General features: G+C 66.6%; 12 protein-coding genes and 1 tRNA gene. 9 read left to right on the top strand and 4 right to left on the bottom strand.

What is annotated here, in order from left to right; genetic code table 11:
* The first annotated feature begins 213 nt into the window (after positions 1-213).
* The 5 genes from recQ (at position 214) to V3B48_RS04330 (ending at position 6006) form a co-directional block, all read left to right on the top strand.
* Entirely contained in the window at positions 214-2019 is a 1806-nt protein-coding gene (gene recQ / locus V3B48_RS04350; RefSeq protein ID WP_329893269.1) for a DNA helicase RecQ, read from the top strand.
* Positions 2020-2104: 85 nt separating this feature from the next.
* The gene (locus V3B48_RS04345; RefSeq protein ID WP_329893267.1) at positions 2105-2488 is read left to right on the top strand and encodes a CopL family metal-binding regulatory protein; all 384 of its coding nucleotides are present in this window, start codon (positions 2105-2107) and stop codon (positions 2486-2488) included.
* Positions 2489-2563: 75 nt separating this feature from the next.
* The gene (locus V3B48_RS04340; RefSeq protein WP_329893266.1) at positions 2564-4375 is read left to right on the top strand and encodes a copper resistance system multicopper oxidase; all 1812 of its coding nucleotides are present in this window, start codon (positions 2564-2566) and stop codon (positions 4373-4375) included.
* Positions 4372-5412, top strand: a complete 1041-nt coding sequence (locus V3B48_RS04335; RefSeq protein WP_329893265.1) for a copper resistance protein B — start codon at positions 4372-4374, stop codon at positions 5410-5412. Before V3B48_RS04340 ends, V3B48_RS04335 begins: the two co-directional genes overlap by 4 nt.
* Before the next feature lie 81 nt (positions 5413-5493).
* A complete protein-coding gene (locus V3B48_RS04330; protein ID WP_329893264.1) occupies positions 5494-6006 on the top strand; it encodes a GNAT family N-acetyltransferase in 513 nt (170 codons plus the stop codon).
* Between the two features lie 79 nt (positions 6007-6085).
* Here V3B48_RS04330 and V3B48_RS04325 read toward each other — a convergent pair whose 3' ends face one another.
* Complete coding sequence (locus V3B48_RS04325) at positions 6086-6400, bottom strand: zf-TFIIB domain-containing protein (protein ID WP_032128518.1); 315 nt, start codon at positions 6398-6400, stop codon at positions 6086-6088.
* 149 nt (positions 6401-6549) lie between these two features.
* On the opposite strand from V3B48_RS04325, the gene V3B48_RS04320 reads away from it, so the two are divergent.
* Together V3B48_RS04320 and V3B48_RS04315 are read left to right on the top strand one after the other, a co-directional pair.
* Positions 6550-7317, top strand: a complete 768-nt coding sequence (locus V3B48_RS04320) for a CPBP family glutamic-type intramembrane protease (protein ID WP_329893263.1) — start codon at positions 6550-6552, stop codon at positions 7315-7317.
* A 94-nt stretch (positions 7318-7411) separates the two neighbouring features.
* Positions 7412-7837 carry a response regulator gene (locus tag V3B48_RS04315; protein ID WP_032128520.1) on the top strand — a complete coding sequence of 142 codons (426 nt, stop codon included), beginning with the start codon at positions 7412-7414 and terminating at the stop codon, positions 7835-7837.
* 107 nt (positions 7838-7944) lie between these two features.
* Here the strand turns inward: V3B48_RS04315 and V3B48_RS04310 are convergent, their stop codons facing one another.
* Together V3B48_RS04310 and V3B48_RS04305 are read right to left on the bottom strand one after the other, a co-directional pair.
* On the bottom strand, positions 7945-8883 hold the full coding sequence (locus V3B48_RS04310; protein ID WP_329893262.1) for an alpha/beta hydrolase-fold protein: 939 nt from the start codon (positions 8881-8883) through the stop codon (positions 7945-7947).
* 84 nt (positions 8884-8967) lie between these two features.
* Positions 8968-9819 (bottom strand): alpha/beta hydrolase-fold protein, encoded by an 852-nt coding sequence (locus V3B48_RS04305; protein WP_329893261.1) that lies wholly within the window; start codon positions 9817-9819, stop codon positions 8968-8970.
* Between the two features lie 585 nt (positions 9820-10404).
* Here V3B48_RS04305 and V3B48_RS04300 point away from each other — a divergent pair.
* Positions 10405-10722, top strand: coding sequence for a hypothetical protein (locus V3B48_RS04300; protein WP_049463266.1), 318 nt, complete (start codon positions 10405-10407; stop codon positions 10720-10722).
* A gap of 75 nt (positions 10723-10797) precedes the next feature.
* On the opposite strand, the gene V3B48_RS04295 is transcribed toward V3B48_RS04300, so the two are convergent.
* Positions 10798-10873 (bottom strand) — tRNA-Lys (locus V3B48_RS04295).
* 177 nt (positions 10874-11050) lie between these two features.
* Here V3B48_RS04295 and V3B48_RS04290 point away from each other — a divergent pair.
* Positions 11051-12007, top strand: coding sequence for a DUF2268 domain-containing putative Zn-dependent protease (locus tag V3B48_RS04290; protein ID WP_329893260.1), 957 nt, complete (start codon positions 11051-11053; stop codon positions 12005-12007).
* The last annotated feature ends 89 nt before the right edge of the window (positions 12008-12096 follow it).

The following is a 12096-nucleotide window of genomic DNA, read 5'->3' as shown; positions in this document are numbered from 1 at the left end:
GGGGGGGGGGTCTCGGCGCCCGCGCCCCCCCCCCCCCCCCCCCCCCCCCCCCCCCCCCCCCCCCCCCCCCCCCCCCCCCCCCCCCCCCCCCCCCCCCCCCCGCCAACCCACGGATCACCCCAGAGCCAGCTGTTGCCTTTGAGGTTGCTCTGGCTTGTAGCAGGTGCAGGGCGCAGCCCTGCCGAGACACCCCCGCCGGGGTAAACTAGCCGGATGGCTTCCCGTCCCGCGCACGACCTGCTCCAACGCGTCTTTGGTTACGACGATTTCCGTGGTCCCCAGCAGGACATCGTGGAGCATGTAGCTGCCGGTCATGATGCCCTGGTGCTGATGCCCACCGGCGGTGGCAAGTCGCTCTGCTACCAGGTGCCGGCCCTGCTGCGTGACGGTTGTGGCATCGTCATCTCGCCGCTGATCGCGCTGATGCAGGACCAGGTCGAAGCCCTGCGCCAGCTCGGCGTGCGTGCCGAGTACCTGAATTCCACCCTGGACGCCGAGACCGCCGGCCGCGTCGAGCGCGAACTGCTCGCGGGCGAGCTGGACATGCTCTATGTCGCCCCCGAGCGCCTGCTGACCGGCCGCTTCCTGTCGCTGCTGTCGCGCAGCCAGATCGCCCTGTTCGCCATCGACGAAGCACACTGCGTGTCGCAGTGGGGCCATGATTTCCGCCCCGAGTACCGCCAGCTGACCGTGCTGCACGAGCGTTGGCCACAGATCCCGCGGATCGCGCTCACCGCCACCGCCGATCCGCCGACCCAGCGCGAGATCGCCGAGCGCCTCGATCTGCAGGAAGCACGCCACTTCGTCAGCTCCTTCGACCGCCCCAACATCCGCTACACCGTGGTGCAGAAGGACAACGCCCGCAAGCAGCTGACCGATTTCCTGCGCGGCCACCGCGGCGAGGCCGGCATCGTCTACTGCATGTCGCGGCGCAAGGTCGAAGAGACCGCTGAATTCCTCAACGGCCAGGGCTTCAACGCCCTGCCCTACCATGCCGGCCTGCCGTCGGAGGTGCGCGCCAACAACCAGCGCCGCTTCCTGCGCGAGGATGGCATCGTGATGTGCGCCACCATCGCCTTCGGCATGGGCATCGACAAGCCGGACGTGCGCTTCGTCGCGCATACCGACCTGCCCAAGTCGATGGAAGGCTACTACCAGGAAACCGGTCGCGCCGGCCGCGATGGCGAGGCCGCCGAGGCCTGGCTGTGCTACGGCCTGGGTGACGTGGTGCTGCTCAAGCAGATGATCGAGCAGTCCGAAGCCGGCGAAGAGCGCAAGCAGCTGGAGCGGTCCAAGCTGGACCACCTGTTGGGCTACTGCGAATCCATGCAGTGCCGCCGCCAGGTGCTGCTGGCCGGTTTCGGCGAGACCTATCCCCAGCCCTGCGGCAACTGCGACAACTGCCTGACGCCGCCGGCCTCGTGGGACGCGACCATTCCGGCGCAGAAGGCACTGAGCTGCGTCTACCGCAGTGGCCAGCGTTTCGGCGTCGGCCACCTGATCGATGTCCTGCGCGGCAGCGAGAACGAGAAGGTGAAGCAGCAGGGCCACGACAAGCTCAGCACCTACGCGATCGGCCGCGACCTCGACGCGCGCACCTGGCGCAGCGTGTTCCGCCAGCTGGTCGCCGCCAGCCTGCTGGAAGTGGACAGCGAGGGCCACGGTGGCCTGCGCCTGACCGATGCCAGCCGCGACGTGCTGACCGGCCGCCGCCAGATCAGCATGCGCCGCGATCCGGCCAGCAGTACCAGCGGGCGCGAGCGCAGCGCACAGCGCACCGGGCTGTCGGTGCTGCCGCAGGATCTGGCCCTGTTCAACGCCCTGCGCGGCCTGCGCGCCGAGCTGGCGCGCGAGCAGAACGTGCCGGCCTTCGTGATCTTCCACGACAGCACCCTGCGCAACATCGCCGAACAGCGCCCGACCAGCCTGGATGAACTGGCCAGGGTCGGCGGCATCGGTGGCACCAAGCTGAGCCGCTACGGCCCGCGCCTGGTGGAGATCGTGCGCGAAGAAGGGTAGCGGCTCTACATTGGTGCTGGTCCAACCTTGAACCGGCCATTCAGCCGGAAGTGCATCCGCGCCCGCTTGCAGCTAGATTAGCGTCATGTCCCTGGCCTCGACCCTGCTCCGTGTCGTGCTCATGCTCAGCCTGTTGCTCAACGGGCTGAACGCGGCCATGGCCAGCGGTCACGAGGAAATGGGCCGGATGGCCCACGCCGCAGCCGCTGTCGTTGATGGCGGCACCGCCGACTGCCACCACCACGCCGGCATGCAGGCCGACGAGGCTCCGCAGGCCAAGGCCCCCGCCCATGACGCTCATTGCCAGATCAAGGACTGCGTGCGCAGCTGTGCCCAGCACCCGCTGCTGGTAGTGCTGCCGTTGCCGGTCATGGCCGGCCCGGCGCTGTCGCTGGCCCCGCAGCCGATGCCGGCCACTGGCCGCCCGGCGCCGCCGCTGCCGCCGATCTCGCGTCCTCCCATCGGCTGATTCCACACGCATCGTGCGCCCTGCGCACCGCAGCCGGCCGCCTGCCGGCGTCTTTACGTGTCTGGAGTCACCACCATGAATACCCGCATTCCCCCCGGTCCGGGCGCTGTGCCCATGCCGTCGCGCCGCCTGTTCGTGCAGGGCCTGGCCGCCGGCGGCGTGGTTGCCGGCATCGCCGCTGTCGGCGTGCCGCAGCGCGCGCTCGCCGCCGCCACGGCCGCCCCACGGCTGGCCGGCGCCCCCGCCGTGCTCAGCGACACCCGCATCGAACTGGCCATCGGCGAATCGCTCGCCAATTTCACCGGCCGCACCCGCCCGGCGATCACCGTCAACGGCTCGCTGCCGGCACCGATCCTGCGCTGGCGCGAAGGCCAGACCGTCGACCTGTTCGTGCGCAACACGCTGGAACGCCACCCGACCTCGATCCACTGGCACGGCATCCTGCTGCCCGCCAACATGGACGGCGTGCCCGGCCTGAGCTTCAACGGCATCGGCCCTGGTGAGACCTACCACTACCACTTCGAGCTGAAGCAGTCGGGCACCTACTGGTACCACAGCCACTCCATGTTCCAGGAGCAGGCTGGTCTGTACGGCGCGCTGATCATCGACCCGGCCGAACCGGCGCCGTACCACCACGACCGCGAGCACGTGATCATGCTGTCGGACTGGACCGACATGGACCCGGGCGCGCTGTTCCGCCGCATGAAGAAGCTGGCCGAGCACGACAACTACTACAAGCGCACCCTGCCCGACTTCCTGCGCGACGCGAAACGCGACGGCTGGTCGGCGGCGCTGTCCGACCGTGGCATGTGGGGCCGGATGCGGATGACGCCCACCGATATCTCCGATATCAACGCGCACACCTATACCTACCTGATGAACGGCACCGCCCCGGCCGGCAACTGGACCGGCCTGTTCCGCAGCGGCGAGAAGGTGCTGCTGCGTTTCATCAATGGCGGGTCGATGACCTACTTCGACGTACGCATTCCTGGCCTGAAGATGACCGTGGTCGCTGCCGACGGCCAGTACATCCACCCGGTGAGCATCGATGAGTTCCGCATCGCCCCGGCCGAAACCTACGATGTGATCGTCGAACCGAGCGGCCAGGACGCCTTCACCATCTTCTGCCAGGACATGGGCCGCACCGGCTACGCCGCCGGAACACTGGCGGTTCGCCATGGCCTGCAGGCACCGATTCCCGCGCGCGACCCACGTCCGTTGCTGACGATGAGCGACATGGGTCACGACATGGGCAGTGGTGGCCACGGCGGTCACGACATGGCCGCGATGAAAAGCATGGAAGGTGGCTGCGGCGCCAGCATGGGCCACGGCGCGCACGGCGGCGGCGATGCCGCCAGCAAGGCACCGAAGCACCCTGCCAGCGAACGCAACAACCCGCTGGTGGACATGCAGAGCTCGGCCTCCGAACCGAAGCTGGACGACCCCGGCATCGGCCTGCGCGACAACGGCCGCCAGGTGCTGACCTACGGCGCGATGCGCAGCCTGTTCGAAGACCCGGATGGCCGCGAGCCGAACCGCGAGATCGAGCTGCACCTGACCGGACACATGGAGAAGTTCTCCTGGTCGTTCGATGGCATCCCATTCGCCAGCGCCGAACCACTGCAGCTGAACTACGGCGAGCGCATGCGCATCGTGCTGGTCAACGACACCATGATGCAGCACCCGATCCATCTGCACGGCGTGTGGAGCGATCTGGAAAACGCACAGGGCGAGTTCCAGCTGCGCAAGCACACCATCGACATGCCGCCGGGCACCCGCCGCAGCTATCGCGTGCGCGCCGATGCACTCGGCCGCTGGGCCTACCACTGCCATCTGCTGTACCACATGGAAGCGGGCATGATGCGCGAAGTGAGGATCGAAGAATGAGCCGCTCACTGCTTTCCCCCAGCCTACTGGCCCTGGGCCTGGCCGCTGCATTGCCCGTGTTCGCGCAGTCGCACGCTGGTCATGACATGGCCGCGATGGATCCGCCCGCGAAAACCGCGAAGACGCCGGTCGAACCTGTCGATCATTCGAAGATGGATCATTCGAAGATGGATCATTCGAAGATGGATCATTCGAAGATGGATTCGGGCGCGATTGACCACTCAGCCATGGATCACTCGAAGATGGATCATGGCGCGAGGCAGCCGGCGACGATGGACCATTCCACGATGGACCACGCCGCGATGGACCACGGATCGCCTGCACCGACCGAACCGCGCGAACCCATCCCGGTGCCGACCGACGCCGACCGCGCCGCGGCCTTCCCGCCCATCGCACACGGTGCGATGGAGCATGCGCCAGAGATCAACAGCCTGCTGCTGATCGACCGTCTGGAACATTGGGATGGCAAGAGCAGCAATGGTCAGGCCTGGGAGGCGACCGGTTGGATCGGCGGCAACATCAACCGTCTGTGGCTGCGCACCGATGGCGAACGCAGCCGTGGCCGCACCGAATCGTCGTCACTGGAAGCACTGTATGGCCGCAGCGTGTCGCCATGGTGGGACGTGCTGGTCGGCGTGCGCCAGGACTTCCGCCCGGCCGACTCGCGCACATGGGCGGCCGTCGGTATCCAGGGCCTGGCGCCGTACAAGTTCGAGAGCTCGGCCACGCTGTACATGGGCTCCGGCGGCCAGGTGCTGGCCAAGGCTGAAGTCGAGTACGACGTGCTGCTGACCAACCGCCTGATCCTGCAGCCGCTGCTGGAAGCCACCGTCGCGGCCAAGGACGAGAAGGAGTACGGCATCGGTCGTGGCCTGAACAAGGTCGAAGCCGGGCTGCGACTGCGCTATGAGTTCAGCCGCCGCTTCGCGCCCTACATCGGCATCAGCCACGAACGCACGTTTGGTGACACCGCCGACTACGCCGGTGACCACGCACGCGACACACGCTGGGTGGCCGGCGTGCGCATGTGGTTCTGAGCAGCAGTTCGTGAGCAATGGCCAGCCCCGGCAGCCGCCGGGGCCGGCTACACTGCGCCACGTTCCAATGCAGGCACCGCCATGTCGTTGCAGATCCGCCGCGCCACCCTTGCCGACGTCGACGCGCTGTCGGCCATCGCGATTGCCACCTACAACGAAACCTGGGGCGACTCGTATCCGCCGCAGGAGCTGCAGGATTTCCTGCAGGCGCACTACAGCAGCGAACCGCAACGCATCGAACTGTCCGATCCACGCAGTGCCATCTGGCTGTTGATGGACGGTGACGCCGTGGTCGGCTATCTGGCCGCCGGTGCCAACACCCTGCCGCACACGAATGCACGCGAGGGCGACATCGAACTTAAGCGGTTCTACATCCTGGCCGCACACCAGAACGACGGCCACGGTGCACGCCTGATGGACGCGTTCATGGCCTGGCTGGACCAGCCGCAGCGCCGCACCCTGTGGGTGGGCGTGTGGGAAGAGAATTTCGGCGCACAGCGCTTCTATGCGCGTTACGGCTGCAGCAAGGTTGGCGAGTACGACTTCATCGTCGGCGGCACCCACGACCGCGAGTTCATCCTGCGGCGGCCGTGATCACGCGCTCCATGTAGAGTCGAGCTTGCTCGACTATTGGTAACAAGAGCCAGTCGAGCAAGCTCGACTCTACAGCGCCTCAGAAATCGAACAGCTCCGACAGGAAGCTGTCCTTCTTCTTTTTCTTGTATCCATGGCCCCGATTGTCCTCGTAGCGCTGGCCCAAGTGGCGGGTATCACGGTGCATCACCGGCGGCGGAGAGGATGCCGGATGCTGCTGTACAGGCGCGGGCGGCGGCACGGCCGCACCGGCACCGGCACCGGCACGCTCGATGATCTTGTCCAGTTCACCACGATCCAGCCACACGCCCCGGCAGCCGGGGCAATAGTCGATCTCGATGCCATGGCGTTCGGCCATCTGCAGGGTCTGGGTCTTGCACACGGGGCACAGCATCGGCATTGCTCCTGTCGGTCCTGCATCGACTGTACCTGTGCGGTGATGACTGTGCGGCAACGCATGACCGATGGCACAGGGACTTCCGACGCGCGCCGATGCGGCGGCAGTCGCACACACTGGGCCCCTGTTCCGCAGGGAGTGCGTACATGACCGCGTTGTCCCGCCTGCCCACCACCGCGCGCCTGCTGCTGGTCCTGCTGGGCGTTGGCCTGGGCCTGAACCTGCGCGATATCGCCGCGGCCGCAGGGACTCCGATTCCTGCCCTGCCCATGCCCTACGGCGGCAGCCTGCTGGACAATGCGCTGGCGGTGCTGGCGGCACTACTGTTGGCCGCACTGCTGCGGCCCCGTGGAATGGGTCTGTCGGCCAGCCTCGGGCTGCGCGGAAATGGCTGGGGAGGCCCGATGTGGGTGCTGTTGGCCAGCCTGCCGTGCTGGCTGGGCCTGGCGCTGCTCGGTACCCCGAACACGGCGTTGACCACGCTGGATGCCACGATGCTGGGCGTGCTGTTCCCGCTGGCCGAGGAAGTGCTGTTCCGCGGCCTGGGCTTCGTGCTGCTGGTGAAGATCGTGCGTGGTCCGTGGCCGCTGCTCGCGCTGCCGCAGGCGCTGCTGTTCGGCATGGTGCACTGGCTGGGCTTCGGTGGGTTCGACGGTGGCGGCATCGCGCTGTTCGTCGGCGCGGTGATCGCCCTCGGCGGCTTCATCTTCGCCTGGCTCGACCACCTCGACGGTGACACCCTGTGGTGCGGCCTGGTCCTGCACGTTTCGATGAACCTGGCCTGGAATGTGTTCAGCCTTGACGACGCCGTCGCGCTCGGCTGGCAGGCCACCAGCCTGCGCATCGGCACCGCGCTGCTGGCGGTGGCGATGCTGGCCTGGCACGTGCGCCGCCAGCGACGCGGACAGCTGTAACGCCCACTTAGCTTGCCGTGCACGCCGGGATCACTACTGGCTTGCGCATACTTGCGCGCCTTTCGCTCCCCTTGTTGTCCGGAGTTGCCGCGTCATGTTGCTGTCCAAGCGCTTTGTGGAACCGCGCGTCCTGCTGATCGAGGACGCCGAGGAAACCCAGGAACTCAGTCGTCTCGCCCTGGAAAGCCAGGCCTGCCAGGTCACCGCTGTCAGCAGCGCCGAGGCCGCGCTGGGCCTGCTCAACGCCGGTGAACCGTTCGACCTGCTGTTCACCGACGTCTGCCTGGGCGGCATCAGCGGCATCGAAACCGCCAACCGCGTGCGTGAGCACCTGCCGCAGCTGCCGATCCTGGTCACCTCCGGCATGGACCAGCACCGCGTGCTGCCGCAGCTGCGCGCCGGCATCCACTTCCTGCCCAAGCCGTACAGCATGAGCGAGCTGCTCGATGCCATCCGCCTGTGTTTCCGCCATGCAGCAGATGCCACCTTGATACCGCCGCCGCACGCCAGCGCGGCCTGAGGCAATCATCCACGCCTGGCGTGGATCTACTGATTCCGTTTCTCTTCGGCATGGATCCACGTCAACACCACCGGTAGATCCACGCAATACGTGGATGCAGCCCTCCATCAACCGCCGGTGTACGGCCCTTCACCCGGCATCACCTCCAGCAGTGCGCGAGTGATCACCTGCGGGTAGACCGTAAGATGGTCCTCGCCGTCAATCACCACGTTGTCCACCTTCAACTTGCGCCCCGTGCGCTTCAGCTGGGCAGCGAAGTCCGCGGTCTGCTTCAGCATGTCATTGCCGGTGGAATAACGCGGCCCTGGCTTGTCCGTCTCGTAACTGCCCACCGACAGCAGCACGCGCGTAGGCTGAGCCGGAACCACAGCGGCATCCTGCATGCGCGGCAGCAGAAGCTGGTCGAACCACAGCGAAGGACTGGACAGGATGTAGGTGCTGAACATGTCCGGTTGTGTGGTCAGCACATAGGCACCGAACAGCGCGCCATAGGAATGACCAGCGAACATGCGCCGGGCGGGATCGGTGCGATAACGCGCATCGACCATCGGCAGCACCTGTGCGGCCAGGAAATCGCGGTAATGTGCCGCACCGCCGTAGGTGACGTCATCACTGTAATAGCCATCGACCGTGCGCGCCGGATTGCTGGGCGTGTAGTCGCGCGAGCGGCTCTGCTTTGAAGTCAGGCCTTCCTGCGGCGGCAGACCGACCAGGATGAAATTCTCGATGTTGACGCCCTGCTGCCCCACCAGATTGCGCACGCTGCGGACCAGCGGGAAGCTGTACAGCGCATCGGTCACGTACAGCACCGGATAGTGCTTTTCCGGATGCGCCGCATAGTCGGCCGGCAGCGCCACCCAGATCGGGTAGTCGCGCCCCACCGGGTCATGTACGCGCAGCGCTTCGGTATCCGGCAGCACTACGCCCGGCACCGCCGTTGCCGCGCTTTCCTTCGCGTCACTCTGCGTTGCCGGTGGTGCCACCGACATCGCACAGCCACCCACGGCCAGGCAGGCCGCCACACTCCATCCACGCACACGCTGCATCCACGCTCTCCCGTTGCGGGCGACGCCCTCAGGTGGCGCCGCTACCGCATCCTCACACGTCATGCGGTGCAGTGCCACGCCGGATCAGGGCGACGCCGGCGGCGGTGCCGGGAACAGCGTGCGCAGCGCCTGCAAGGCGGCTGGGTGATAGATCGTGGCGTGGGTTTCCTCCGGCAGCGGCAGGTACTTCACCAGCGGCGACGGCGACGCCTGCTGCAGCAGCGTGGCCAACTGCGCGGCGGACGCAGCCAGCTCCAGCTGCCCACTGCTGGCCAGGAACACGCGCGGCTGCGCACGCGTCACCGCCGGCAACTGCTTGGCCGCAGCGGCCAACATCGTGCCCCGATTCCACCACAGGCTGGGGTCCAGTGCGATGTAGCTGTTGAACAGTGTCGGCTCCTGCAGCAGCGTCTCGACCACGAACAGGCCGGCCAGCGATTCACCGATCAGCGCGCGCTCGTCGGTGGTCGGGTAGCGTTGGCGCACCTGCGGCATCAGTTCATCGCGCAGGAAGCTGCGGTAGGCCGCTGAACCGCCGATGCGGGGCGCGATCTTCTGGTCTTGCGGGTCGCTGCTGGGGCCCGTCATGTCGCGGCGGCGCTCGGTGTTCTCGATGCCTACCAGCAGGAACGGACGCATGCTGCCGTTGCCACTCAGCACCTGCACCAGCCCGGCCACATGCAGGAAGTCCTCGCCGATGCCGCCATCGGCCATGTACAGCACCGGCAACGCCGCCTTCGGGTCCAGGCCCCACGGCTGCGGGCGGTAGACATTGATGCGGCGGGTTTCGCCCAGCGCCTTCGATTCAATGGTGAAGGTCTCGCCGATGACCAGCGGGGTTGCGGCGGCGGCCTGTGCGGACGGTGCCGGCTCGGCGGCCATCAACGGCGCGGCGGAGACAGCGGACAACAACAGCGACAGCACGATCAAGCGCATGGAGCGGCCCATCCTGGGAAAGTGCCGAGCATAACGCCAAGGCCAAGGCGTCGGCCGATTCGGCAAGCCTGCACGTATGCTACGGCGCTGCGCGATGCTTGAACTGTATCGGGAAATGACTGCAATCGCGTTTGCTAGCATTCGTCGTTTCCTACAAGGAGTTGGGACATGGGGGGCTTCAGCATTTGGCACTGGATCATTCTTCTGGCGGTCGTCCTGATCCCGGTCGGCATCGCAGCCGTCATCGCAGCGATTGTCCTCAGGCGAAAGTAGATCCACGCCATGCGTGGATGCGCATTCTGGGGATGCCTCAAGCGCATCCGCGATGGCACGCGCGAAGCGTGCCGCCGTTGGCATGCTGACCGTGGCGGAAATGCTGCACGCCGCTGAGCGCTGCCGGTCGATGGCCACGCCCGACTGCCATCTGGATGAAAGGGGGGCGATGGGTTGTTCTTCGCCTGCCGCGGGCTGGCGGAACGGGTGTGCCGGGATATCCGGCCGGCGTACCCGCCGTTGCACCCAGAACCGGTCCATACTTGGGACCGACTGGTCACCAGCCACTTCGAAACCTACAAGGAGGTTTGCATGTTGAGTGCAGTACTCATCGCCGCGCTGGCCGCCAGCCCGGCCGCGCCCGTACCGTATGCCGATTGCCTGCTCGGCAACATCCAGCCCGGGCTGTCTGATCGTGCCGTGCAACTGGTGCAGGAGGCCTGCGCTGCAAAGCATCCGGAGAGCTTCGCCGCAGCAATGGAACTGGAACGCAGAACCAGTCTGCAGCGGCTCACCTATTTCGAGGCTGCAAGAGCGGAGGCGGCACGTTCTGCGAATGCGGCAGCAACGGCCGCACAGGAGGCTGCCGACGCGGCGGCGGCTAAAGCGAAGAATGCGCGGACAAAGTAGTTGCCTTGGACGAGCGCCACAAAAAAGGCACCGCATTGCGGTGCCTTTCTGAATGACCTGGGTCATTGAATGCAATGGTGGGCCGTGAAGGATTCGAACCTTCGACCAAAAGATTAAAAGTCTTCTGCTCTACCGACTGAGCTAACGGCCCATTGCACTGCCCCAGCCTTTCGGCGGGGTGGGCATTCTACCCTACTTTGCCGGGCCGGGTGAAACCCTGGTGCATGAGGTTGCCGGCCAGCGGCCGGCACTACCCGATCCAGTGAGCCCGCTTAAACCTTCCGGGCCTCCGTCGCATCCCATCTGTGATCCTTCCCCGGAGCCACGGATGCGCCTGCCCTTCTGCCTCATTGCCGCCCTGCTGGTGCCCTGCGCAGCACTGGCCGCCCCGCCCCAGGTCGTCACTGATGATATCGGCCGCTTCTGGGCTACCTATGACGCCGTGCGCACCGAGCCCGACGTTGAACGCCAGGTCGCACTGGTCCAGGAGCGCTACATCGATCCGGGCAGCCCCGGCCTGCATGCGCTGATGCAGGTCCGCAACTACACCGCCCGCGAATACGCCACGGCCATGCGTACGTGGCCGCGCTTCTGGACGTCGGTACGGCCATTGACCGCCAACGCGCAGCAGGCCAGCGCCACCCTGGAACGGGACCTGGCTGCGTTCCGGGAGCTTTACCCCGCCCTGCGCCCCGCCAACATCACCTATGCGGTCGGTGTTCTGCGTACCGGCGGCACGACGCTGGGTGACAAGGTGCTGATCGGAGCGGAGATGGCGCTGGGCGATGAGCGCGTGGACGTGAGCGAGCTGCCGGAGCCGATGCGCAGCCGCCTGCGGATCTTCTACGACAGCCGCCCGGGGGCGAACAACGCGCAGAACAACCTGCACGAGTACGTGCATACGCAGCAGCGCGAGACCACCGGCAGCCTGGCCCAGTATGCAGTGCGCGAGGGTGTGGCCGAGTATGTGGCGGAGCGGCTGAGCGGGCGCCGGCCAGCATTACCCTTCTACGACTACGGCGCAACACACGAAGCGGAAATCCGCACGCGCTTCATTGCTGAGATGAACGGGGAAAATCTCGACAACTGGCTCTACAACAGCGCCCGCAATCCGTTCGGGGTGAGTGATGTGGGCTATTACGCCGGGTATCGCATCGCGCAGGGGTACATGCGACAACAGGCTGATGAGAAGGCGGGGATCGCGCAGATGATCGAACTGGACTATGCCGATCCGGAGGCGGTGCGGGCGTTTATTGAAGCATCTGGGTGGTTGCGGCAGCGGTAGCGCCGGGCCCGGCCCGGCGGCCCGGGCAACCCCTGGTGGCCACCCCCGGGCCGGCCGGCCCGCGGCCGGCACTACCAGATTCCAGACCC

The sequence above is a fragment of the Stenotrophomonas sp. SMYL20 genome, from assembly GCF_036320045.1.
GTDB classification, from domain to species: Bacteria; Pseudomonadota; Gammaproteobacteria; order Xanthomonadales; family Xanthomonadaceae; genus Stenotrophomonas; species Stenotrophomonas maltophilia_A.
Note: the sequence above shows the minus strand (reverse complement) of the source record. Positions and strands in the feature narration are given on the sequence as shown.